Origin of the sequence: Pseudomonas sp. GZJR-8, from assembly GCF_002916705.1 — a bacterium.
Lineage (GTDB): Bacteria > Pseudomonadota > Gammaproteobacteria > Pseudomonadales > Pseudomonadaceae > Aquipseudomonas > Aquipseudomonas synxantha_A.
Window position 1 is genome coordinate 15,396 of record NZ_JXSI01000011.1, and the last position, 21,795, is coordinate 37,190.

Below are 21,795 nucleotides of genomic sequence, written 5' to 3' on the forward strand. Positions count from 1 at the left end.
GGGGTGACGATATGCGTCTTGTGAACAAGTTTCTGCCGTTGGCACTTGCACTTGTACTGCCAGCGGCATTCAGTGCCAGCGCCCAGGCAGCGTCGACGGTGAGCGTCTACAACTGGACCGACTACATTGGTGAAACCACCTTGGCGGATTTCCAGGCCAACACCGGGATCAAGGTGGTCTACGACGTGTTCGACTCCAACGAAACCCTGGAAGGCAAGTTGCTCGCCGGGCGCACCGGCTATGACGTGGTGGTGCCCTCCAACCACTTCCTGGCGCGGCAAGTGAAGGCTGGCGCGTTCCTCACGCTGGACCGTGCGCAACTGCCAAACTTCAAGAACCTCGATCCCCGGTTGCTCAAGCTGCTGGAGCAGAACGACCCGGATAACGCGCACTCGGTGCCGTACCTGTGGGGCACCAATGGCATCGGTTACAACGTCGACAAGGTCAAGCAGGTGCTGGGTATCGAGCGCATTGATTCATGGGCGGTGCTGTTCGAGCCGGACAATCTCAAGAAGCTCCATGAATGCGGTGTGGCCTTCCTTGATTCGCCGGATGAGCTGTTCCCGGCGATCCTCAACTACATGGGCAAGGACCCTCGCAGTGAGAACGCCGAGGACTACAAGCAGGCCGAAGCCAAGCTGCTGACGCTGCGGCCGTACATCACTTATTTCCATTCCTCCAAGTACATCTCGGACCTGGCAAACGGCAATATCTGCGTGGCCTTCGGTTATTCCGGCGATGTGTTCCAGGCCGCCAACCGCGCCAAGGAAGCCAAAAACGGGGTGAACATTGCTTACTCGATTCCCAGGGAAGGCTCCAACCTGTGGTTCGACCTGCTGGCAATTCCTGCCGACGCCACCAACCCCAAAGAGGCCCACGCGTTCATCAACTACCTGCTCGAACCCGAAGTGATCGCCAAGGTCAGCGCCTCGGTGGGCTACGCCAACGCCAACCCGGCGGCCAAGCCGTTCATGGCCCCGGAACTGGTCAACAATCCTGAGGTTTACCCGCCCCAGGAAGTCCTCGACAAACTCTACATTTCCACCACGCCCACGCCGGCGACCATGCGCGTGATGACCCGCGCCTGGAGCAAAGTGAAGTCCAACCGATGATTCAGTCCAACGAACATGCGCAGTCCTATTACCGCGCGACAGCCAACACCATGCCGCAGCGGCCTGCACTCGACGCTGATCTGAGCGTCGATGTGTGTGTGATCGGCGGCGGGTTCACCGGGGTCAACACGGCCATCGAACTGGCCCAGCGCGGGCTCTCGGTGATTGTGCTGGAGGCCCGACGCATTGGCTGGGGTGCCAGCGGGCGCAACGGTGGGCAGTTGATTCGGGGTATCGGTCATGATGTCTCGGGGTTTGCCAAATACGTGGGTGAGGAGGGCGTGCGCTATCTGGCGCGAGCCGGTATCGACTCGGTGGCGTTGGTGGGCGAGCGCATCGGCGAGCATGGTATTGATTGCGACCTGCGCTGGGGTTTTTGTGAACTGGCCAACACCCCGGCGCAATTCGCCGCGTTCAAGAATGAACAGGCGCAGTTGGCGGCCATGGGCTATGCCCCTGAAACCCGGTTGGTGGGCGCGCAGGACATGGCCCAGGTGGTGGGCTCGACGGTGTACGCCGGAGGCCTGGTCGACATGGGCTCCGGGCATCTGCACCCGCTCAACCTGGTGCTTGGCGAGGCGCAGGTGGCCGAGGCCCTCGGGGTGCGGATCTTTGAACAGACCGAGGTGCTGGAACTGATCCATGGCAACACTGTGCAGGTGCGTTGCGCCGGTGGCAGCGTGCGCGCCGCCCATCTGGTGCTGGCGTGCAATGCGCATCTGGAGAACCTGGAGCCGCGCCTGGGCGGCAAGGTGCTGCCGGCGGGCAGCTACATCATCGCCACCGAGCCGTTGCCGGAAACGGTGGCCGAGCAATTGATTCCGCAGAATCTGGCGCTGTGCGACCAGAAAGTCGGGCTGGATTACTACCGGCTGTCCGCCGACCGGCGCCTGCTGTTTGGCGGTGCCTGCCATTACTCGGGGCGCGATCCCCAGGACATCGCCGCCTACATGCGCCCGAAAATGCTCAAGGTCTTCCCGCAGTTGGCCGACACCGCCATCGAGTTCCAGTGGGGCGGCAAGATTGGCATCACCGCCAACCGCTTTCCCCAGGTCGGGCGGTTGAAGCAGTACCCCAATGTGTTCTATGCCCAGGGCTATTCCGGCCATGGCCTCAACGTGACCCACTGGTGCGCACGGCTGCTGGCCGAAGCGATTCACGCGGGTGCAAGTCGCGGCCTGGATATTTTCAGCCAGGTGCCGCACATGACCTTCCCGGGCGGCAAGGCGCTGCGCTCGCCGCTGTTGGCGTTGGGTATGTTGTGGTATCGGTTGCGGGAGGTGCTTTGATCACACAAAGGGCGCAGGCAATCGCTGTACTGGGCGCCTTATTCACTAACCTCAGTTTCAGTCAGCACCTTGCGAAACGTCTCCACCAGCGGTCGCAAATTAACGCGGTGCCAGGCCGCCCACAGCGGTGTGGTGTAGGTCAGCCACGGCAACTCTCGCAACACCACGCCGGGCGGGGCATTGCGGCTCAGGCCCTTCTGCACCATCGCTACCCCGAGCCCTGACGCCACCAGGCCCAGTGCGGTAAAGGGTTCGCTGGCTTCCATGGGAATCTGTGGGGTGAAACCGGCACGGATGCAGGCGGCGACGAAATCATCGGCGGGGTTGGCGCCGGCTTTGCGCTGCACGCCGATCCATTGTTGATCGGCCAGGTGTTCGGGCAGCAGTTCGCGTTGCCGGGCCAGCGGATGCTGTTCGGGCAGGGCCAGCAGCATCGGGTCGTCGAGCACCTGCAAGGCGCTCAGGTTTGGATCGTCGTCGGCGGGGGGCTCGCTTACCAGGGCGATGTCCAGACTGCGTTGGCGCAGGCCCTCCAACTGTTCGAGGGAGGGCTGGTTATACAGCTTGATATGCACGGTGGGGCGATCGTCGCGCAGTATGCGCAAGGCATTGGGCAGAACACCGGCGTGCATGGCATTTTCGATATAGCCGATGCACAGGCCGCCTTCTTCCCCACGGCCCAGGCGCTTGCCCAGTGATTCCAGACGGTTGGCATGGGTCAGCAGCGCCTTGGTTTCAGCCAGAAAGGTCTGGCCGTCGCGGGTCAGGCGGATGCGCTGCTGGCTGCGTTCGAACAGGGTCAGGCCCAGGCGCTCTTCGAGCTGGGCTATTTGCCGGCTCAGGGGCGATTGGGAGATGTGCAAGCGCTCGGCGGCGCGGCCGACGTGTTCCTCTTCGGCGACCACTTCGAAGTAGCGCAGTTGGCGTAGATCGATCATGTAAGACCTGCAAGGACTCAAGTTGGTCGCAGTATGTCTTGGACGGTCTGACTAACGCAATCTAGCATCTGCTCAACGGTCACAACCAACCGATTGAGGATCTCACCATGAGCTTGAAAGACAAACTCCCCGGCGTACTAGGCTTTGGCACCGCACCCTTGGGCAATATGTTCCGCGCCATCCCTGAAGACGAAGCCCAGGCCACCGTCGAAGCCGCCTGGAACCACGGCGTCCGTTACTTCGATACCGCGCCGTTCTACGGCTCGGGCCTGTCGGAAATCCGCTTGGGCCAGGCCCTGTCCCACTACAACCGTGATGACTACGTGCTCAGCACCAAGGTCGGCCGGGTGATTCTGGATGAAGTCGAAACCGGCGCCCGCGACCTTGGCGAAAAAAGCGGCGTGTTCGAACACGGCCGCCCGAATAAAATCCTCAATGACTACAGCGCCGATGCCACCCTGCGTTCCATTGACGATAGCCTCAAGCGCCTGCAAACCGATCGCCTCGACATCGTGTGGATTCACGATATCGCCCAGGATTTTTACGGCGACCAGTGGCTGGACTACTTCAACCAGGCCCGTACCGGCGCCTTCAAAGTGCTGACCCGCTTGCGCGAGGAGGGTGTGATCAAGGCCTGGGGTCTGGGCGTCAATCGCGTCGAGCCGTGTGAACTGACCCTGGACCTGACTGAGGCGCAGCCCGACGGGTTCCTCCTCGCCGGCCGCTATACGCTGCTGGACCACGAGCGCGCACTGCAACGCCTGATGGACGCCGCCTTGGCCCAGCAGGTTGAAATTGTGGTCGGCGGCCCGTACAGCTCTGGCATCCTCGCCGGCGGCGCACACTTTGAATACCAACCCGCTAAGCCTGCGATCATCAGCAAGGTCGAGCAGATCAAGGCGATTGCCCAGGCATTCGGCGTCAGCGTGAAAGCCGCGGCGTTGCAGTTCTCCGTGGCACACCCGGCCGTGGCGGCGGTGATTCCCGGTGCCAGTCGTCCGGGGCGCATTGCTGAAGACGTTGCGGCGTTGTCAGAACAGATTCCAGCAGCCTTCTGGCAAGCGCTACGCGAGGCCCGACTGATTTCGGATCGTGCGCCTTTGCCTCTCTAATCTTAAGGAAGCTAACCATGAAAATTGATGTGAGCGGCAAAGTAGCCATCGTCAGCGGCAGCACTGCCGGTATCGGCTTGGGCATCAGCCAGGCCCTGGCGCAATCCGGCGCAACGGTGGTAGTGATCGGGCGGGACGCGGGCAAGGTCGACGACGCTTTGGCCAGCATTCGCCAAGGGGTGCCCGGCGCTGACCTGCGTGGGCTGGTGGCCGACCTTGGCACCCTGGAGGGCGCCGAGAAACTGTTCGCCGCCGAACCTCGCGCCGATATCCTGGTCAACAACCTCGGCATCTTCAACGATGTGGATTTCTTCGACGCGCCAGACAGTGAGTGGACGCGCTTCTATGAGGTCAATGTGATTTCCGGCGTGCGCCTGTCGCGCCATTATGCGCCGGGCATGGTCGAGCAGGGCTGGGGGCGGGTGATCTTTGTGTCGTCGGAATCCGGGGTGGCGACGCCGGCCGACATGATCAACTACGGCGTGACCAAAAGCGCCAACCTGGCGGTCTCCCACGGCCTGGCCAAGCGCCTGGCAGGCACCGGGGTGACGGTGAATGCGATTTTGCCGGGGCCGACCTTTACCGACGGCCTGGAACAGATGCTCAAGGACGCCACGGCCCAGTCCGGTCGCAGTGCGCGGGAAGAAGCCGATGTGTTCGTGCGTAATGCGCGGCCCACCTCGATCATCCAGCGTGCAGCCAATGTGGATGAAGTGGCGAACCTGGTGGCGTACATTGCTTCACCGCTGTCGTCTGCCACTACCGGTGCCGCTTTGCGCGTAGACGGTGGCGTTGTCGACAGCATGGCGATCTGATTTTTCCCCTGATTGGAGTATTTATTGTGGCAACAGCGTCTTCAGTAATTGAAATCCCGGCATCAGCCGACCAGGTCTGGCAACTGATTGGCGGCTTCAACAGCCTGCCCGACTGGCTGCCCTTTATCGCCAAGAGTGAGCCGAGCGAAGGTGGCCGTGTGCGTCACCTGACCACCGCTGACGGCGGCCAGATCGTCGAGCGTTTGCAGACCTTTGACAACGTGGCGCGCATTTACAGCTACACGATTGAAGAATCGCCGTTTCCGGTGAGCGCGTATCTGGCGACCGTGCAGGTTGAAGCGCTGACCGAGTCGTCGGCCAAAGTCACCTGGTCCGGCGTGTTCACTCCGGCAGCGGGCACCACGGATGCGGCGGTGGAGGAGTTATTTGCCGGCGTCTACAGCGGTGGCTTGGAGGCGTTGCGCGGCAACTTCCCCAACTGAACCGGTGTTATCGGGAAAAAACTGGTGATGGGCGAGGATCGCTGCAACTGACTCAGCAGGCGTCCTCTGCGCCGTATCGAGCCTGAACGGCGGCTCATCCCAGCATTCATACTCATGCACCAGCACCGACTGCCAGGTCGGCGGCGCCAGCCCGGGAACATCGCCCACGCGGCTTTCCACACGGCGCCGATGCTCGTGCTGATCAGCACACACCACCTGGATATTGATCAGTTCAACCTGCGCTGCCGTCGCCACGGCTTGCCAGGCTTGGCGGCTGTCCCTGACCGGGTTCACGCAATCGGCGATGACCCGATGCCCCAGGCGCAAATTGCTCAGCGCCAATGCATTGGCCACGCTGTAGCCGCTGGCGCCCACATCCCCCGCCAATACGGCGGCATCGCGCAGCGCCTGTTCGATCACATCAATACGCAGGTAAACCGCGCCGGTCTGTCGCGCCAGTTCCCTGGCAACGGTGGTCTTGCCGCTGCCGGGCAGACCGCTGAATACGATAAGCATGGTCATCAACTCTTTGCAGGAGCGAGCTTGCTCGCGAAAAACGTCAACGATAACGCGTACTTCCAGGTAAAACGTGTGGTCTTCACTATTTTCGCGAGCAAGCTCGCTCCTACAGTGTTATTAGAACTGCTTCACTTCGACAACAGGACCTGCGCCCCATGACCCTGCCATTCGTGAAGATGCACGCCCATGGCGACGACTTCATCATCATCGACCGCCGTGGCCAGGACAACCCCATCACTGCACAGGTCGCCGCCCGCCTGGGCAACCGCCGCTCGGGTATCGGTTTCAATCAGTTGGCGGTGATACTCGACTGTGGAGACGCCGCCGCACATGTCCAGTTCTGGAACCCCGACGGCACGCGGCTGCCAACCTGCGGCAGCGCGACTCGTGGGGTGGCCGACCGCCTGATGCACGAGACCGGCATCGACACCGTCGTATTACGCACCGACCGCGGTTTGCTGACGTGCACACGCGTCGACGGGCAGCGCGTGTCGGTGGACATGGGCGCGCCGTCGCTGGACTGGGCGGCGGTGCCGCTGGCCGAGGCGATGGACACCCGCGTGCTGCCCATGCACGGTAACCCGGCGGCCTGCAGCATGGGCAACCCGCATTGCACGTTTTTTGTGCAAGACATCGCTGCCATCGATGTCGCGGCGGTGGGCCCGGCGCTTGAAGCTCACCCGCTGTTCCCGGCCAAGACCAATGTGCATTTTGTGCAGGTGTTGAGCCGTGGCCGTATCCGCCTGCGCATCTGGGAGCGTGGCGGCGCGGTGCCGTTGGGCTCCGGTTCGTGCTGCTGCGGTGCGGTGGTCAATGGGATTCGGCGCGGGTTGCTCGATGACAGCGTGGAGGTCGAATGCGACGGCGGCACGGTCACGGTGCAGTGGGACGGGCAGGGCGGGGTGATCTTGACCGGCCGTGTCGAGCCGATCATGCAGGGCGCCGCATACCTGGGCTAGAACGTCACGGTAAACGTAGTACCGGCCGTGGCGCAGGACGTCACCGCCACATCGCCACCATGCACCTTGGCCAGTTCGCGCACGATATACAGGCCGAGGCCGACGCTGCGCACATCGCTGCCCTGGTCGGTGCCACGGGTCATGGGCTCGAACAACCTGGCCAGCAGTGTTTCGGGAATCGCCAGGCCATGGTTGTGCACCGCGACCGCGCAGGCGTTGTCGCCCAGGCGCGAGGTGATGGTGATCGGTTGCAGCAGGTCGCCATAGGCCACGCTGTTGGCAACCAGGTTACCGATCATCTGCTGCACTCGGTCGGCATCCAGGCACGCCTGGCCGTTGCCTTCGGCCTGATGCACCAGCGTGGCCCTGGGAAAGGCCACCCGCAACTCATCCACCGCATGTTGAATAACGCCGTGCAAATCCAGCGGCACCGCCTTGATGGTGATGCCTTGGCCGACCCGCGCCTGGGTGAAGTCCAGCAGGTCGGCGATCATGCGATGGGCGCGTTCGGCCGACTGGCCGATATGCCCCAACAGTTGGCGCTCCTTGGCCGTGCGCTCGCCGCGCTGCAGAAAGTCCGAAGCCATGCGGATTGCGGTAAGGGGGTTTTTCAAGTCATGACTGACAATCGCCACCATTTGTTCGGCAAACAACGCCCGGCGCTGGGCAACCGCATAGGCCGCGCTGAGTTCGGCCTGGGCCTGTTGCAGGGCGACCTCGGTGGCGGTTTTTTCCTGGAGCAGCGCTTCGGCCAACTTGCGTGCATTGAGCAGTTCGCGCTCGTATTTGTCGCGGTCGGTGGTGCCGAACAGTGCCAGGTCATGCACCACGCCGTCGGCCTGCCGGCGCTGGTTGGCATTGAGTAATACGGTCACTTTGTGCCCGGCGCAATGGCGGATGTCGAGCTTCACTTCGGTGACGCTGCCGTGCATGCGTAGCATCGGTGCCAGGTGGGTCTGGTAGAAAATCCGCCCGCCCATGGTCAGCAGGTCCTGGAAGCGCCGCCCTTGCAGCTCGGCGGCGCTGAACCCGAGCCAGTCGCTCAAGCGCGGGTTGACGTGCAGGATCGTGCCGTCTTCGTGGGTTACGGCCAGGGCGCAGGCGGCGCTGTCGAATAGCGACTCAGCAGGCATCGGCAGGCGCCCAGGGGGCCAGGAACCGGTCCATTGCCGCTGCGCACGCCTGGGGTGCACTCATATGCGGGCAATGGCCGACATTGTCCACCAGGCAATAAGTGCTGTTGGGCAGCACGCGGTGCAGGTATTCACCCACGGCTACGGGGGCAATCAGGTCGTCAGTCGATTGCAGGATCAACACCGCAGTAGGCAGGCCCTCTACATCCTGGCGGTTATCCGAAAGGAAGGTCACCCGGGCAAATTGCTTGGCGATGTCCGGCTCGGTGCGGCAAAAGCTCTCGGTCAACGCCTCACCCAGTGCCGGTTGGTCCGGCGCGCCCATGATCACCGGGGCCATCGCGCTCGACCAGCCCAGATAGTTGCTGTCGAGGGTGTCGAGCAGGTCGTCGATATCCTCGCGCTTGAAGCCGCCAACATAATCGTCAGTGTCGATATAGCTCGGCGATGGGCCGATCATCACGTGCGCAGCAATACGCCCGGGGACAAAACGGTCGGCGAGGGTGCCAATCATCGCGCTGACGGAGTGGCCCACCAGGATCACCGGGCCTTGGGCATAGGCGTCGATAATCTCGTTGAGGTCGCGGGCGTAGCCGTCCAGGGCCAGGTATTTGGCTTTGTCGAACGCGCTGAGGTCCGACCGGCCCGCACCGACCAGGTCGTAGAGAACCACGCGAAAGCGCTGGCTAAAGTGCGGCGCCAACTGGTTCCACATCGCTTGATTGCAGCCAAAGCCGTGGGAAAACACCAGCGTCGAAGGACCGTCGCCCATCACATTCACATTGTTGCGGTAGCGCAGGTCCATGGCGTTCTCGTAGCTGGCAATTTGCTATGCGGGGTAAGGCCGCAGTTTAGATAGTCGCGCACCTGGGGTCACGCGTTATACGTCGATAAGGTAAAGTCGGCAGCTTAAGGAAGAAACCTCAGGTAACAAAACATGATAGGAAATTGGCGTCAAAAGGTCTCGGGTTTGCTGGCCCTGGTGCTCCTCGGCGTGCTGAACATAGCCCAGGCGGACACTTCACCGATCGGGGTCGCCCTCGACCAGCGGGTGATTGACCTCACTAACACCCTCGACGCAACCACCACCCAGCGCCTTAAAAACCAGCTTGGCGACCTTGAAGCGCGCAAAGGCGCGCAAGTCGCGGTGTTGCTGGTGCCGACCACGGGCGGCGCCGCTATCGAAGACTATGCCAACCAACTGTTTCGCGCCTGGAAGCTGGGGCGCAAGGACGTCAACGATGGCATCCTGCTGGTAGTGGCCAAGGCTGATCGCGCAGTGCGCATTGAAGTGGGCTACGGCCTGGAAGGCATCGTCACCGACCTGCTGGCTCATCGCATTATTGAAGAACAGATCACCCCGGCGTTTCGCCAAGGTGATTTTGCCGGCGGTGTGCAACAGGGCGTGGACGCATTGACCGTACTGGTGGACGGCGGTGACTTACCGCCATTGGCGGGCGCCGGGATCAACCCTCAATTTATCGCGTTGCTGGTGGCGTTTATCCTGGGCGGCTTGGGCGGCGTGGCGATCGCTGCCGGCAAGCTGCATTGGCGCCGGGCGTTGATCGTCACCGTGGCGGCCACGCTGTTGCTGACGCTGCTGGCGGGCGGTCGCGAGTGGCCGATGTTCCTGTTTGTCATGCCGCTGACGCTGTTGATAGGCGGCGCGATATTCGGCGCGCTGTGGCAGGTGCGTACGCTGTTTTACTGCGTAATCGGGCTGCTGGCTTATATCCTCGGGTTGGTGGTGGCAAACCAGTACGTGGACGTCAGTTTCATCCATTGGCTGCTGTGGCCACTGGGCGTCTTGGTGGTGCTGGGGTTGTACCTGGTGCTACTGCTGATCATGAGAGAGACCTGGCGCACCAGCCGTGCAGGTTTTAGTGTGCGACTGCTGGCGGCGGTAGTCGTGTACGTGGTGGCAGGGTGGGTGATTGACGGCGGCCGCGACGGCTGGCTGTTGGCGTTTCCCATCGCATCGTTTGTCGCGCTGATCATCTTCGGCAAGGTCGGCGAAGGGACGGGATCGGGTAGCGGCTCCAGTTCGAGTTCCAGCAGTTCCAGCTCCAGTGGCAGTTCGTCCGGTGGCGGTGGTTCCAGTGGTGGCGGTGGGGCTTCCGGCAGTTGGTGACGCGTTAGCCGATACCCACACTTTCGAACCCCCCCATGGCAAGCGGGTCTTTGGCAATGCCATGGGGAGGCACAAAGGTTTGGACAGCAAACAGCCGGTTGCAGTGTTACGCCTTGACCCAATCGCCCTTGCCATCGGATTTGATTTCGAAATCAATGGGGTCACGGTTGGCGTTGCCTGGAGCGTTTTCAACGGCCTTTTCGTCCGACGGCAGGAAGTTGCGATCTAACTGGCTGCGGGCAGTGTTGACCTGAGAGTTGTCGACGGCCTTTTCGTCCGCAGGCAGGAAGTTCTGATCCAACCGACTACGGTTGGCGTGGGCCCTGTATTCGTCGCCGATGTTCTTCCAGCCGCCCTTGCCATCGGACACTTCTGCATCGTCCCCAATCTGGTTTTCTTCCTTGGGGTTGTATCTGGCTTTGTCGTTGTCGATCCTGCCGTTGTCAACGGGTTGGTATGCAGGGAAAGATGGGCTGGAACCATTGATTGAAGACACGATTGCACCTCTCTGATAGCTGGGATATTGACCCGCCAGGACGTGGTCCCGGCTCGGCGTTTCGCAGGCTACAGCGCCATGAGCAGTCGCTCAATGCGGCCCATTTCGGGTGAATGTAACCGAGTGAAACCGCTGTGGTCGCGGGTTTCCAAATAGTGAGAGTGGCGATAGGTGCAATCCGGCAAAAGGGGCAGCAGAGTCAGGCTGGATGTAAGAAAGCGTCGTTGGTTCTCAGGTTTTCATTTGTAGAAATACATTTGACGGCTCAGTGGTGTGCGCTTGTTTCACGATTGGAAACAGTTATGTAATGACCTTTCTTAGACAGTTCTCACCATTTCATGCCACGCCATCCCACCGTGATCCGACGGCGAAGGACGCACATAGGTGTAGCCCATGCGGGTGTACAACGGCACGTGCTGGTGCTTGCACATCAGGTGAATCGTCTGCTTGCCCATTGCTGCCATGCGCTGCACGAACGCGGTCATCAGTTTTTTTGCATAGCCTTTGCCTTGATGTGCCGGGTCGACCACCACCGACATGATCACCACATTCGGCGCCTCGGCCACATGGCCTACCAACTCCTTGAATGCCTCATCCGACATCACCACATTGTGGGCACAGCCGGAATTGATGAAACCTGCGATTTCGCCATCCGCCTCCAGGATCAAAAAGCCCTGGGGATACTGGGCGATGCGCGTGGTGATTTTTTCCAGGGTGGCGGCTTCGTCGCCTTCGTATGCGCTGGTTTCGATTTCAAAGCAGCGGTGGGCGTCGGTGGGCAGAGCGGTACGCAGGGTAAGGGTGGGCATGGGTGGTTCCAGGGCGTTGAGCGAAAGGCAACATCATAAAGAAACGTCGAGCTTATGGCACAGCAAGGCCATTTGCTTGGAGGGGAAGGTGTGAGGTTCAACTGAAATATCGGATGCAGAGCGCAGGCCTGACTGATGCGACTCAGTCCAATGTGGGAGGGGGCTTGCTCCCGATGAGGGAGTGTCAGTAAACGCATCTTGGACTGACCCACTGCCATCGGGAGCAAGCCCCCTCCCACATTTGGACGACCTAGAATTCCCCGGAATACTTTACTGCCGCCGCCGCCCGCGACGGCACATTCAAACTGCGCAGCAATGACGACACATGAATGCGCACGGTAAACGGCGAAATATCCAGGGCCTTGGCGATTTCCTTGTTGGTCTTGCCCTGGGCAATCAGGCGCAGCACTTCCTGCTGGCGGGTGGTGAGGGTGTGGGTGTCCAGCGGCAGCAGGCCCGAAGGCGCGAACTTGACCAGCACTTCGCCGTTGCGGATCGCCAGCAACGCCTGGCCGATGTCGTCGGGGGCGATGTTCTTGCCGATGAAACCGTCGGCGCCCAGGGCCATCACCTGTTCGATCAGCGCCGGGTCGTCGACCATCGACACCACGATCAACGTTGTGCGCCGCAGTTGCTGGCGCAGTTCGGCCAGTTGGCTGATGCAAGTCAGGCCGGGGAAGCGCAGGTCGAGGATCAGGGTGTCGACTTCGTTCGGCTCGCACAGCAGCGCATTCACCGTGGCCAGGTCGCCGGCCTCTTGCACCTGGGCGTCGGGTAGCAGGCGCCGCACGGTGCGCGCCATGCCTTCGCGAAACATCGGGTGGTCGTCGGCGATGATGATCCGGCCGGTCATGGTGAGCTCCTTCCTGGGGCAAGGTGGTGTCGAGGCATGCTACTTTACCAGCGGGCCGAGGGCCCCTTTTCCAAAGATGATCTGTCAAGGATATGACTATGAGTCCCGAGACCAACTCCGAACTCGATCAGGCTAACCTGCGCATCGTGGTGGCCACCATCGCCATTGTGTATATCAGCGTACTGGGTTTTTTGCCCGGGCAGTCGCTGGACACCTACCTGCCGGTGATCCTGTATATCTTCGGGTTCCTGCTGGCGTCCATCGTGTTGCGCCAGGTGATCGCACGTTGGCCCGGGCATTACCCGGCGCGGCGCATCTTCGGCATGATCCACGACTACACCGGCACGTCGTTCGGCCTGGTGGTGGGTGGTGAGGCGGCGTTGCCGCTGTATGCGGTGATGGTCTGGGTGAACCTGGGCAACGGGATGCGCTACGGGTCGCGCTACCTGGCGATTGCCACGGGGCTGGCGTTGCTGGCGCTGCTGATCGTGTACCAGCTTACGCCGCTGTGGCAGGCGCAACCGTTCATGGTGTTGATGCTGATGATCACCAGCACGGTGATCCCGGTGTACGCCCATATCCTTCTGGAGCGCACGCGCAAGGCTTCGGAACAAGCCATTGCCGCCAACCTGGAAAAATCCCGCTTTCTCGCCCAAGCCAGCCATGACCTGCGCCAGCCGATCCACTCCATTGGCCTGTTCACCGCCTGCCTGCGCGAAGCACGGTTGGGGGATGACGAGCGGCGGCTGGTGGACAATATCGATCGCTCGCTGCTCAACGTGTCGCAACTGTTCCGTTCGATCCTCGACCTCTACACCCTCGACAACGGTCGCCTGTTGCCCAAATACCAGGTGATCCACCTGGGCGACTTTCTCGCCGACCTGGTGCGTCAGAATGCCGAGGCCGCACGCTGGGCCGGCGTGGAGTTGCGCTTGCGCCCCTGCACTCACTGGGTACGGGTGGACCCGGGCATGTTGGCAACCATGGTGCAAAACCTGCTCTCCAATTGCTTCAAGTACGGCGCGCAGCGGCCAGTGCTGATCGGCGTGCGTAGTCGTGAAAACGGCTTGGTCATAGAGGTGCATGATCAGGGGCGAGGGATTGCACGGGAGCATCTGTCAAAGGTCTTCGAAGAGTTCTATCGCGTGCGCCAATTGCGTGACAAGGATGTCGAAGGCGTGGGCCTCGGGCTGTCCATCGTCAAGCGCCTGGGGCAATTGATGGGGATGCAGGTGAGCCTGCGTTCGCGGTTGGGCCAGGGCACCTCGGTGAGCCTGCACGGCCTGGCCCTGGCCACCGCGCCGCGTCAACTGGCGCTGCGCGACGATGTGCGCCAGGCCGGTCTGCTCACCGGTCTGAAAGTGTGCCTGGTGGAGGATGACCACAACGTGCTGCTTGCCACCCAGGCGCTGCTGGAGCGATGGGGGTGCCAGGTGCAGGCTGAGTCGAGTGGGAAGGGGCTGGTCAGCGACTGCGATATCATCGTCGCCGACTACGACCTGGGTAATCACGCCACTGGCATTGAATGCATCGACGAGCTACGCCAGCAACGCGGTTGGGCGGTGCCGGCGTTGATCCTCACCGGTCACGACGTGGAGAGAATCCAGGCCGCGTTGCACGACCGTCAGATCGCCATCTTGTCCAAACCGGTGCGCCCTGCGGAACTGCGCGGCAGGTTGCGTGACCTCAGCCAGGAAAAAGTTACTGCATGAACGGTGTCAGCCCGTTGCCACGTGCGCCTTTTGGCTGGCAGTAGGCGGCAGGTTTCATCAGGCCAAAACTGGCGATCGCAAATGCACCGCCGCTGGCCCCGCTTGGTACGGAGCAGTTGTATTCGCCGGACGCAGTGTTGGCGACATAGTAAGTGGTCATGGAATCGCTGCGCACATTGGAAATACGTTTAACCGGCTCGCCCAGGTTGGTTTCCGACAGCTTCTTGAGGTGATCTTCAGTGGGCTTGATATTGCTGCAACCGGCGACGCCGATGATCAAGGCGCCCAGCAGGGCAAGGCGAGTAACAGGGGAGTGGAGTTTCATGGTGCGTCTTCCTTGGGATTGTTTTGGTTTTTCCAGCGCGCAACAAACCCGCACGCAATGAATGCGCGGTGCTGAGGAAGCGTTGGAAGTGCCGAGGAATATAGCGCCGCAGGCGGGCAGGGTCGATTAGCACAAATGGGCTAATGGCAATTTGAAGTCATGGAAGGAACAGGCAGTGTTGGAGATAAAACGAGCTACGCCAGACGACGCCGACAGAGCGTTCGAGATTCGCCGTGACGCCATTCGCGGTCAGTGCATTGGCGCCTACAGCGCGGAGCAAATGGCGCTCTGGACCCGAGGTTGCGCAAGTGATGGCTACAGCGTGTTGATGGACAAACCGTTCTACCTGGGCTGGGTGAACGGTGAAGCTGTCGCTACCGGTATGCTCGATCCTGACCACCATGAGGTGGGAGCGTTGTTCGTGCGGCCTGCGTTCACTGGGCGCGGCTATGGCAAGGCGATGCTTGCGCATGTGGAGGGCATTGCACGGCAGATGGAGATTGAAAAGGTAGTGCTGGACGCCACCTTGAATGCGGTGAGTTTCTACCGCTCGTGTGGTTATGTGGGGGATGAGCAGGCGGTGTATCACTCACCCTCGGGGTTGGTGCTGGCGTGTGTGCCGATGGTGAAGCGGCTGCGGGTCATGCCGGCGTTTTGAATGCTGCGCGCAATTGCTCAATGACCTGAGCAACGCCTGGGCCCCGAATCCGTGGCGAGGGAGCTTGCTCCCGATAAGTATCGATATCTACACAACTCTCTAGCAGCCGACCGTAACCACGATGCGAAGCGAGCCGCTCTTGATCTGCTTTTGATCTTGATCTTAGGCGCCCCGTCAAACCACGCTGGCCGGAATTCGACAGGGATTTGGGGGGTAAACCGGCAGGGATGCCGGTTTAGCCGCCCCGCGCCATGGATGGCGCGTGGCGGCGGCCCCCCAAATCCATGGCGGATTACGGGCACACCGAGCCTAAGCGAGGTGCCGAGTGGTGGGGCAAGAGCGCTTTGGTTACTTTCGCGCTTTTCGAAAGTGACCCGCTGTAAAAGCGGAACCAATATCAGCCGTTACCTAAATAACGGATATGTACTCGGCCTGATCCAACATCCTGGTCGGCCCTGAGGCCGCCATCGGGAGCAAGCCCCCTCCCACAGGACCGCCTACACAGGGCAATCAATGCATCTTGCTATGGTCCATCTGGCTGTGATCCATGCCGTCCAGGCCACGGGCATTGGCCTTCACCTCAACGGTCTGCTTTTCACCCTTGGCATCCTTCACCGTAAGGGTCAGCGGCACCTGGTCGCCTTCCTTGATCTGGCCGGTCAGGCCCATCAGCATGACGTGATAGCCGTTGGGGTCGAGCTTGACGGCTTTACCCGCCGGCAGGGCCACCGAGTCAACCGGGCCCATGCGCATCACGTCGTCCTTCATGCTCATCTCATGGATCTGCACGTCCTTGGCCACCGGCGAGGCCACGCTGAGCAGTTGGCTGTCGCTGTCGGCGGTGAGGGTCATGAAGGCACCGCTGGACGGCTGGCCCGGTACGGAGGCGCGTACCCAGGCGTCGGTCACTTGCACCTGGGCGCTGGCGTGGGCGGCGAGGCCGAGCAGGGTAAGGCCGAAGGCAAAGCGTTTCAGGGATTGAGCGGTAGTCATTAGCAGACCTCCATGACGGTGAGCAGGTCTTCTGCGCACTCTTGAGCGGTAAGGGATGCCTGCAAGCCAAGGCGCAGGTTGCCACGGGTGTCGAACACGAAGCTGGTGGCGGTGTGGGACAAGGTGTAGGTGTCGCCGGCGGGGATCTTTTCATAAAAGATCCCGAACTCCTTGGCGGCCACGGCGATTTCTTCCGGGGTGCCGTAGAGGGCTTCGAAGCTGGGGTCGAAGGCCTTGACGTACTTGTCGAGAATCTCGGGGGTGTCGCGTTCCGGGTCCAGGGTGATGAACACCACCTGCATGATCTTGCCGTCGCGGCCCATCAGCTTCTTGGCCTGGGCGGCGCGTGCCAGGGCGGTCGGGCAGACCGCTGGGCATTGGGTGAAACCGAAGAACACCACGGGCATCAGGCCACGGTACGAGCTCAGGGTGACGGTTTCGCCGTCGGTGTTCTTGAGCTTGAAGGTACGGCCCATGATCTTGTCACTGAGGTCCTTGCCGTACTTGAAGTTCAGTTTGGGGCTGTAGTCACAGCCGCCCAGCAGGCTGCCCAGGCCCAACAGGCCCATGCCGGTCAGCACTTTGCGGCGGGTGAATAACGTACTCATCAACTGTGCATCCTGTGAAACGCCTGCAGGGCTGTGAAGCGGCCGATCAGGCTTGGAAAAGGAGTAACGAGAAGGGTGCAGAGTCTATCAACCCTGGCCACCCTGCGTAATCTGCGACGTTCTGCCACAGGGGCGCACCGTACTTCATCCTTTTGCGGCTTCAGTGGTAGAGTCGCCGCCATGAAATTGCGCCACTCTGACCGTTCGCTGATCGCCTGGGCCCTGTACTTCTGCGTGCTGATGAACCTGTTCGCCTGCGGTTTGGGGCACGGTCAGATGATGGGCCAGCAGCTCAATGGCATCGGTGGGCTGTTCTGTTCGGTGGAAGGTGGCCAGTTGCCAATTTCCGATAAAGGGTTGGCTGACCCGAGTTCCAGCAACATCTCGAACTACTTTGCCTGCCCGGTCTGCAACGCCATTACCGTCGCTATCGTATTCCTGATCGGCCTGGCCTGGCTTCTTGGCCTCGGGCAAACCCCGCGCCCGGGCCATGAGCGGCGCAACAAGGCGCCACCGCGTTACTCCTGGCCCTCGGCCAACCCCCGCGCTTCCCCTGCATTCTGACGTATGCCTTGGGCCTCCTGAGACCAGGGGGCATTCTGCCGTCACGATTATGGGTGCTATCCATGAATCAACTATTGCCTGCAGGCGCCAGCCGCCTGGTCAGCAAGGCGTCCCGTCGCCTGCGCGCGGAGCCCGCGCTGCCCGATTACCCGAGTAATGCCCGTTGCTTTGTGCACCTGGATGCACGCCTGTTGCCCCATTGGCATACCTTGTTCGATATCTGCCCGGCATTGCTCAAGCTTGACCCGCCGGAGGGGCTGAACCTGTTCCGCAGCTTTATGACCTGGGCCTATCGCAATCAGCCGCCGTTGGATTGGACCTACCATCTGAACGTCTGCCGCTGGCTGCTGGGCTCGATGTACCGTGCGCAAATAGATAACGAGCCGATAGAAACCTTTATGGCTGCCGCGGCGGCGTGCTGGGTGACGACCGATCAAAGCCCGGCCCAGGGCGTGGTTCTGGCCTGGCAAGACACACGGGTTGTCGATTGGAAGGGCAGGCCGCTGGTTGATATCGAACGCCAGGTGTTGCCTGCCCCGGCAGGGGATTTTGCCTGGTGCCCGTTGACCCGCCAGGCCGGCTTCAGCGGCTGGCAACCGGTGCCTTGAAGTGCTGGTCGAACTATGACGTGAGGCGACGTAAGAAGCGCGAACTTTTTGTAGGATGAAACTGTTTTTTCATACTGCTGATGGGAACGGTATTTTTTTACCCGCAAGAGTGCGATGTTCACGTTCGACGCCAAAAACACAAGAGGCTGCGATGAAGAAGATGTTCGAGACAACCCCTTTGCCCAGTGATCACTACGATGTTGTCAGTCGGGCGCTGCACTGGTTGATGGCCCTGGTTTTCACCTGGATCTATTGCACGGCGGTGGCCCACTACCTGGCTTCCGACTCTACGGTGGACAAACTGCTGTGGCCCTATCACAAGCCCACAGGGTTGTTATTGCTGGTGCTGCTGATACTGCGGGCCAGCTGGAACCTGTTGCACCGGCACCGTCGTCCTCCAAGCGTGAACCGCTGGTCATCGATCGGGCATGGCGCGCTGTATGCGCTGATGTTGCTGATCCCCGTGATCGGGCTGCTGCGCCAGTACGGCTCCGGTCGCGAATTTTCGGCGTTTGGCCTGACGATCATGGAGGGCCTGGAAGGCGAAAAGGTGCAGTGGATGATTGATCTGGGCCGCGACTTCCACAGCGAACTGGGGTGGACGATGCTGGTATTGATTGTCGGGCATATCGGCGCGGTGCTTGTGCATTCGCTGCGAGGCGAGCCTCAGGTATTGCGACGCATGTTCAGTCGTCGGGCTTGAAGCGCTGACGAGAGATTCGGAAGGCCCGCACGCTTCACAGCGTGGTGCGCTGCCATGCGACCTTCGAGCGGATGACTAGGCTTTGTGAACCATTGGTTTTCAGGTTTATCCGCTTATGCCTTCCTTGCACCAAAACACCCCGTCACTGACGGTTTTCGACCCGCGAGGGTTGACCGTGCGTAGCGTGGCTTACCACCGCAACACGCTACAACAGCAACCTCTGGAGTATGTCACACGCCAGGTATTCGGCGCCCGGGGCTTCCTGCAACAACAATGGGACCCCAGGCTATCTGACCTGCATGGCCTTGACGACGCTGTGCCGCCCAATCTGTCCCATCGCCATAGCCTCACCGGGCTACCCCTGAGTACCGATAGCGTGGATGCCGGTAGCCAGGTCATGCTGCCTGGCAGCGCTGGTCAGGTCGTGCAGCAATGGGACAGCCGTGGCGCCCGGCAGCGGTTTGAGTACGATCAGTTGCTACGCCCCGTGGCGGTGTTTGAGCGTGCCGCAGACGAAGCGGCAGAGCGCTGCGTGGAGCGCATGACCTACGCCGGCATGACGTCTCGGGAGGCGGCACGTAATCGCTGTGGCCGCTTGATCCGCCACGATGATCCAGCCGGTACGCTGTTCTTCGATCATTACAACGTACAGGGCAGCGTCACGGTGCAAACCCGGCGTTTGCGCGCACAATACACTGCGTCCGACTGGCCGCTGGCGGAGAGTGAACGCGACGCACACTTGCAGGCTGAGGCATTCACGACCACCTGGCGGTACGGCGCGCTGGGCCAGGTGCTGGAACAGGTCGATGCCCTCGGCAATCGTCAGCAATCGCGTTACGGCGTAGACGGCTTGTTGACCCACAGCGAAATAGTCTTCAAGAGCGGAGCGCGCAAGACCTTGGTGGATCAGCGCACCTTCAACGCCGCGGCGCAGGTGTTGGCCGAACGCACGGGCAATGGCGTCGTCAGCGTGGCCGAGTACGCCGATGCCGATGGCCGTCTGATGCGCTTGAGCGCCCACCTCAAAAACACGCCGGGTAGGCTCCTGCAAGACCTTTCATACCGCTACGACCGGGTCGGCAACGTGCTGCGCATCCACGACGCGGCGCAGCCGACGCGGTGGGCGACTAACGTTCAGGTGGCGGCGGTCAGTACGTTCGAGTACGACAGCCTGTCACGATTGATCAAGGCCACTGGCCGGGAAAACTCCCGTAGCGCCGGCACATCCGCGCTGCCGGGCAGGGTCACGTTCGGGGCCACGGACGACAATCTCTGGCGCAACTACACCCGACACTACGCCTACGACCCGGCCGGCAACCTGACGCAGATGCGCCATGTTCCTTCCTCCGGCAGCGGCTTTACCCAGCACATGCGCGCAGGTGAACACAGTAACCACAGCGTGATCGAGCGGGAGGGGGCGACGGCGCCCGGCCTGGGCAATCGCTTTGATCAGGCCGGCAACCTCAAGGAACTGGCGCGTGGGCAGGCGCTGACCTGGAATGTGCGCAACCAATTGGTTCGTGTTGCACAAGTGCTGCGTGACAGCGGCGAACATGACGATGAGGTCTATGTGTACGACGGCGCCGGCCAGCGGGTCAGCACACGCCGAGTGGCACACGCCGGCTCACAGACCCATACCCATGAAGTGCTGTATCTACCGGGCCTGGAGCTGCATCGCCAGGGCACCTCGGGTGAATGGCGCAATGTGCTGCTTGCTCAGGCCGGGCGCACTGCGGTCAGAGGGTTGCAATGGCAACAGGGGCGCCCCGAGGGCATGGTGGACGAGCAACTGCGCTTCAGCCTCTGCGATCACCTGGGCAGCAGTACCTTGGAGCTTGACGAAAAGGCAGCCTTGCTGAGCCAGGAAAGTTATTACCCGTTCGGTGCGACCGCCTGGTGGGCCGCGAAGAGTGCGCTTGAAGCAAGCTATAAAAACCGGCGTTACTCGGGCAAGGAGCGCGACGCCAGCGGCCTGTATTACTACGGGTTCAGGTATTACGCACCCTGGTTGATGCGGTGGATAAGTGCAGACCCGGCGGGGGATGTGGATGGGTTGAACCTGTATGCCATGGTCGGGAACAATCCTGTCGGCTACGTGGATGACAACGGCTTGCAGCGCAATCCTCTGGTTGAAGTGGTCATCATCATTATCATGGCGGTGTTGGCTGGGCCAGCCATTGGCCTGGACGCAAGCCAAGCCGCGCAGATAGCTATCGCGGGATTCATGATGGCAGTTGTGGGCGCAACGTTGTGGGTTCGCCAGCAGGCAAGAACTGACAGGAGCTGGGAAAACGAGCGCAGTGCAGTTTATCGAGAACTGGCCATGGAAAATGCCCGGAATATATTGCAAGGGGCCAACCCCAGCGAGGAGGAGATCACTGCGTTTGCGGATTTTCTTCATCAGTTCCGAGTGAACAAATCCGACAGTGGGAGCTACGCCTACGGATTGATACCTGATGATTACGGTGGCATTTATGCCTACACCGGACCCGGTCAGGGCAAGCACGCGGCTTTGAAAGCTGCCCAATCACACAAAAACCCGAATCGGGAGTTAAAAAGACTGGGATTTGAAGCGATGACGCTGCGCCCTCCGCGACATGAAAGGGTTGGCCCACTGCCGGCAGCCGGGCTGACAGCTACCGAAGTACGCCCGCTGACAAAAGCCGCAAGTGCGGGGCGACGAGGTTCTGGCGCAGTTGAAGAGGTGACGGCAGCTGAACGCCCAGGGCCTTCTTCCGGTCGAGCGCCGGAACGCCTTGTGATCGACGAATCAAATATTCTGAACGAGTTGCGTGGGCGTGATGGGGGAATTATCAGGGACGTCCTCAACAGGCTGGCATCCAGGGAATGGGCCATGGAAAGAGGGCACGCTTACGGAAATAACATCCGAGGCTTTGATTTGCCGGGGTATCGCGGCCAGCGCGGTCGCGGTGCGTATCGGCTATTGATTCAGCACGTCAGTGGCTTTCACTATCGGGCTGTCAGGGTGATGAATCCACACCGAGGGTGACGCGT

The 21,795-nt window shown here is 61.2% G+C and carries 23 protein-coding genes; 13 read left to right on the forward strand and 10 right to left on the reverse strand.

The annotated features are described in order from the left end of the window. Positions 1-11: 11 nt before the first annotated feature. Positions 12-1,112 (forward strand): polyamine ABC transporter substrate-binding protein, encoded by a 1,101-nt coding sequence (locus TK42_RS20130; RefSeq protein ID WP_103734947.1) that lies wholly within the window; start codon positions 12-14, stop codon positions 1,110-1,112. Further along, on the forward strand, positions 1,109-2,401 hold the full coding sequence (locus TK42_RS20135; protein ID WP_103734948.1) for an FAD-binding oxidoreductase: 1,293 nt from the start codon (positions 1,109-1,111) through the stop codon (positions 2,399-2,401). The genes TK42_RS20130 and TK42_RS20135 overlap by 4 nt, the downstream gene beginning before the upstream one ends. Positions 2,402-2,439: 38 nt before the next feature. Here the strand turns inward: TK42_RS20135 and TK42_RS20140 are convergent, their stop codons facing one another. After that, positions 2,440-3,339 (reverse strand): LysR substrate-binding domain-containing protein, encoded by a 900-nt coding sequence (locus tag TK42_RS20140; protein WP_103734949.1) that lies wholly within the window; start codon positions 3,337-3,339, stop codon positions 2,440-2,442. A gap of 107 nt (positions 3,340-3,446) precedes the next feature. Here TK42_RS20140 and TK42_RS20145 point away from each other — a divergent pair, with 107 nt between their 5' ends. Genes TK42_RS20145 through TK42_RS20155 form a run of 3 tightly spaced genes read left to right on the forward strand, consistent with a single transcriptional unit; the run spans position 3,447 to position 5,709 of the window. Then, on the forward strand, positions 3,447-4,451 hold the full coding sequence (locus TK42_RS20145) for an aldo/keto reductase (RefSeq protein WP_103734950.1): 1,005 nt from the start codon (positions 3,447-3,449) through the stop codon (positions 4,449-4,451). Between the two features lie 17 nt (positions 4,452-4,468). Further along, positions 4,469-5,266: an SDR family NAD(P)-dependent oxidoreductase gene (locus TK42_RS20150; RefSeq protein WP_103734951.1), complete on the forward strand. Its 798-nt coding sequence runs from the start codon at positions 4,469-4,471 to the stop codon at positions 5,264-5,266. A gap of 26 nt (positions 5,267-5,292) precedes the next feature. Next, a complete protein-coding gene (locus TK42_RS20155) occupies positions 5,293-5,709 on the forward strand; it encodes an SRPBCC family protein (protein ID WP_032880764.1) in 417 nt (138 codons plus the stop codon). On the opposite strand, the gene TK42_RS20160 is transcribed toward TK42_RS20155, so the two are convergent. Further along, positions 5,650-6,225 (reverse strand): AAA family ATPase, encoded by a 576-nt coding sequence (locus TK42_RS20160; RefSeq protein WP_248129085.1) that lies wholly within the window; start codon positions 6,223-6,225, stop codon positions 5,650-5,652. The two genes, TK42_RS20155 and TK42_RS20160, sit on opposite strands and share 60 nt — an antisense overlap. Positions 6,226-6,383: 158 nt before the next feature. On the opposite strand from TK42_RS20160, the gene dapF reads away from it, so the two are divergent. Continuing rightward, entirely contained in the window at positions 6,384-7,187 is an 804-nt protein-coding gene (gene dapF, locus TK42_RS20165; RefSeq protein ID WP_103734952.1) for a diaminopimelate epimerase, read from the forward strand. On the opposite strand, the gene TK42_RS20170 is transcribed toward dapF, so the two are convergent. Both TK42_RS20170 and TK42_RS20175 read right to left on the reverse strand, forming a co-directional pair. Further along, entirely contained in the window at positions 7,184-8,320 is a 1,137-nt protein-coding gene (locus TK42_RS20170) for a PAS domain-containing sensor histidine kinase (protein ID WP_103734953.1), read from the reverse strand. The genes dapF and TK42_RS20170 overlap by 4 nt on opposite strands. Next, positions 8,310-9,125, reverse strand: a complete 816-nt coding sequence (locus TK42_RS20175; RefSeq protein WP_103734954.1) for an alpha/beta fold hydrolase — start codon at positions 9,123-9,125, stop codon at positions 8,310-8,312. The genes TK42_RS20170 and TK42_RS20175 overlap by 11 nt, the downstream gene beginning before the upstream one ends. 132 nt (positions 9,126-9,257) lie before the next feature. On the opposite strand from TK42_RS20175, the gene TK42_RS20180 reads away from it, so the two are divergent. Then, positions 9,258-10,451, forward strand: a complete 1,194-nt coding sequence (locus TK42_RS20180) for a YgcG family protein (protein WP_103734955.1) — start codon at positions 9,258-9,260, stop codon at positions 10,449-10,451. A 106-nt stretch (positions 10,452-10,557) separates the two neighbouring features. On the opposite strand, the gene TK42_RS20185 is transcribed toward TK42_RS20180, so the two are convergent. The 3 genes from TK42_RS20185 to TK42_RS20195 all read right to left on the reverse strand — a co-directional run bounded on the left by TK42_RS20185 (position 10,558) and on the right by TK42_RS20195 (position 12,609). Then, complete coding sequence (locus TK42_RS20185) at positions 10,558-10,947, reverse strand: hypothetical protein (RefSeq protein ID WP_032880769.1); 390 nt, start codon at positions 10,945-10,947, stop codon at positions 10,558-10,560. A 317-nt stretch (positions 10,948-11,264) separates the two neighbouring features. Further along, positions 11,265-11,756 (reverse strand): GNAT family N-acetyltransferase, encoded by a 492-nt coding sequence (locus tag TK42_RS20190; RefSeq protein WP_032880770.1) that lies wholly within the window; start codon positions 11,754-11,756, stop codon positions 11,265-11,267. A 250-nt stretch (positions 11,757-12,006) separates the two neighbouring features. Then, entirely contained in the window at positions 12,007-12,609 is a 603-nt protein-coding gene (locus tag TK42_RS20195; protein ID WP_103734956.1) for a response regulator transcription factor, read from the reverse strand. Positions 12,610-12,707: 98 nt separating this feature from the next. Here TK42_RS20195 and TK42_RS20200 point away from each other — a divergent pair, with 98 nt between their 5' ends. Then, positions 12,708-14,321 carry a hybrid sensor histidine kinase/response regulator gene (locus TK42_RS20200; RefSeq protein ID WP_103734957.1) on the forward strand — a complete coding sequence of 538 codons (1,614 nt, stop codon included), beginning with the start codon at positions 12,708-12,710 and terminating at the stop codon, positions 14,319-14,321. Here TK42_RS20200 and TK42_RS20205 read toward each other — a convergent pair. Then, a complete protein-coding gene (locus TK42_RS20205; protein WP_032880773.1) occupies positions 14,311-14,646 on the reverse strand; it encodes a hypothetical protein in 336 nt (111 codons plus the stop codon). The two genes, TK42_RS20200 and TK42_RS20205, sit on opposite strands and share 11 nt — an antisense overlap. Before the next feature lie 175 nt (positions 14,647-14,821). Here TK42_RS20205 and TK42_RS20210 point away from each other — a divergent pair, with 175 nt between their 5' ends. Then, positions 14,822-15,304 carry a GNAT family N-acetyltransferase gene (locus TK42_RS20210; protein ID WP_032880774.1) on the forward strand — a complete coding sequence of 161 codons (483 nt, stop codon included), beginning with the start codon at positions 14,822-14,824 and terminating at the stop codon, positions 15,302-15,304. A 510-nt stretch (positions 15,305-15,814) separates the two neighbouring features. On the opposite strand, the gene TK42_RS20220 is transcribed toward TK42_RS20210, so the two are convergent. Both TK42_RS20220 and TK42_RS20225 read right to left on the reverse strand, forming a co-directional pair. Beyond that, on the reverse strand, positions 15,815-16,297 hold the full coding sequence (locus TK42_RS20220; protein ID WP_032880775.1) for a copper chaperone PCu(A)C: 483 nt from the start codon (positions 16,295-16,297) through the stop codon (positions 15,815-15,817). Next, positions 16,297-16,905 (reverse strand): SCO family protein, encoded by a 609-nt coding sequence (locus TK42_RS20225; protein WP_103734958.1) that lies wholly within the window; start codon positions 16,903-16,905, stop codon positions 16,297-16,299. The genes TK42_RS20220 and TK42_RS20225 overlap by 1 nt, the downstream gene beginning before the upstream one ends. Before the next feature lie 180 nt (positions 16,906-17,085). Between TK42_RS20225 and TK42_RS20230 the strand changes: the two genes are divergently transcribed. The 4 genes from TK42_RS20230 (at position 17,086) to TK42_RS20245 (ending at position 21,790) form a co-directional block, all read left to right on the forward strand. Continuing rightward, on the forward strand, positions 17,086-17,469 hold the full coding sequence (locus TK42_RS20230; RefSeq protein WP_005788904.1) for a DUF2946 domain-containing protein: 384 nt from the start codon (positions 17,086-17,088) through the stop codon (positions 17,467-17,469). A 62-nt stretch (positions 17,470-17,531) separates the two neighbouring features. After that, positions 17,532-18,077, forward strand: a complete 546-nt coding sequence (locus TK42_RS20235) for a putative natural product biosynthesis protein (protein ID WP_032880777.1) — start codon at positions 17,532-17,534, stop codon at positions 18,075-18,077. Positions 18,078-18,228: 151 nt separating this feature from the next. Then, positions 18,229-18,780, forward strand: coding sequence for a cytochrome b (locus TK42_RS20240; protein ID WP_103734959.1), 552 nt, complete (start codon positions 18,229-18,231; stop codon positions 18,778-18,780). Between the two features lie 115 nt (positions 18,781-18,895). After that, positions 18,896-21,790 (forward strand): RHS repeat-associated core domain-containing protein, encoded by a 2,895-nt coding sequence (locus TK42_RS20245; RefSeq protein WP_103734960.1) that lies wholly within the window; start codon positions 18,896-18,898, stop codon positions 21,788-21,790. Positions 21,791-21,795: the final 5 nt, after the last annotated feature.